Origin of the sequence: Brevibacterium sp. FME37 (genome assembly GCF_014897485.1) — a bacterium.
In the GTDB taxonomy this organism is placed as follows: Bacteria; Actinomycetota; Actinomycetes; order Actinomycetales; family Brevibacteriaceae; genus Brevibacterium.
The window spans coordinates 1-1,197 of sequence record NZ_JABUYE010000054.1 but is presented as its reverse complement, the minus strand read 5'-3'; the positions used below and the strand labels follow the sequence as shown (position 1 = coordinate 1,197).

Here is a 1,197-nt window from a genome sequence, read left to right as displayed (position 1 = left end):
TACACCGGCTCAGTCAACACACCAGCAGAACGATCATCCAAAATATGACCAATCGTCTCCAGAGCATCACCCTTCGTATGCCCAATCAAACCCACCGGACCACGCTTGATCCAACCAGTGGCATACACACCCTGGACCACATCCGCCTGCGCAGAGACCTGCTGATCATCCGCGTCGACGACGCGACCCTCATGATTCGGGATAACTCCCCTGCTCGAGTCGAAAGGCAACTGCGGCAGCGCTGTACCCGCATACCCGATGGCCCGATACACGGCATCGATGTCCCAATCATGGAACGTACCGGCACCAACCACACCACCACTGCCATCAAGCTCCATCCGCTCCGTACGCAGACCCGTCACCCGATCCTCACCCAAGATCGCAACCGGGGAATGCAGGAAATGCAGATGCAGACGACGCTTAGCCCCCACCGGTTCACGCATCGTGAAATCAGTCAGAGTCTTCGCAACCTGCTTCGTCTGATTATTCGACTCAATCGCAGCCAAAGACCCATCATCGAACTCATAGTCCTCGGGATAGACGATGATATCGACATCCTTGACATGCCCCAGCTCACGCAACTCCAGCGGAGTGAACTTCGCCTGGGCCGGACCCCGACGACCAAACACATGCACATCCGTAACCCGAGACGACTTCAGACCCTCATACACGTGATCAGGAATCTCAGTCGTGTGCATATCATCGGCCTGCTTCGCCAACACCCGCGCCACGTCGAGAGCAACGTTGCCATTGCCGATGACAGCAACCTTCTCAGCACCCAGGGGCCAGGTCTGAGCCACATCCGGATGCGAGTCATACCAATTCACGAAATCAGCAGCACCATACGAACCAGGCAGATCCACACCAGGCAGATTCAAAGACGCATCAATGAAGCAACCGGTAGAGAAGATCACCGCATCATAGCGATCAGTCAACTCTTCGAGATTGATGTCTACCCCGTACTCCACGTTGGAGAACAAACGAATATCACCACGGTCGAGGACCTTGATCAAAGCGTTGATGATGCCCTTGATCCGAGGATGATCCGGAGCCACACCGTAACGGACCAAACCGAACGGAGTCGGCAAACGCTCAAAGAGATCAATACTGACCTCGAAGTCACGCTCAGCCTTAGTCAACAGATCGGCCGCATAGATCCCGGCAGGACCGGCACCCACAATAGCCACACGGAAGGGA

General features: G+C 55.6%; 1 protein-coding gene. It reads right to left on the bottom strand.

Features of this window, described 5'->3' with window-relative positions:
• On the bottom strand, positions 1-1,187 hold a 1,187-nt coding region (locus INT29_RS19900), incomplete at its 3' end, for an FAD-dependent oxidoreductase (RefSeq protein ID WP_193073276.1).
• Positions 1,188-1,197: the final 10 nt, after the last annotated feature.